This window comes from Stenotrophomonas sp. GbtcB23 (genome assembly GCF_019091045.1).
Taxonomy (GTDB): Bacteria; Pseudomonadota; Gammaproteobacteria; order Xanthomonadales; family Xanthomonadaceae; genus Stenotrophomonas; species Stenotrophomonas rhizophila_A.
In genome coordinates, this window is sequence record NZ_JAGXKC010000334.1 from 1 (window position 1) to 290 (window position 290).

Consider the following 290-nt stretch of genomic DNA (forward strand, 5'->3'; position numbering starts at 1 on the left):
TCCATCTGGGCAGCACCGGTGATCATGTTCTTGACGTAGTCAGCATGGCCCGGGCAATCGACGTGGGCGTAGTGACGGGTCGGGGATTCGTATTCGACGTGTGCGGTCGAGATCGTGATGCCACGGGCCTTTTCTTCCGGCGCGGCGTCGATCGAGGAATAATCCTTGAATTCGCCACCGAAGCGCTCGGCACCGATCTTGGTCAGTGCGGCGGTCAGCGTGGTCTTGCCGTGGTCGACGTGACCGATGGTGCCGACGTTGACGTGCGGCTTGGTGCGCTCGAACTTACC

The 290-nt window shown here is 61.4% G+C and carries 1 protein-coding gene; it reads right to left on the reverse strand.

What is annotated here, in order from left to right; all coding sequences use genetic code 11:
- Positions 1 to 290: GTP-binding protein (locus KVS69_RS19325; RefSeq protein ID WP_254622301.1), on the reverse strand; the 290-nt coding region annotated here is incomplete at both ends.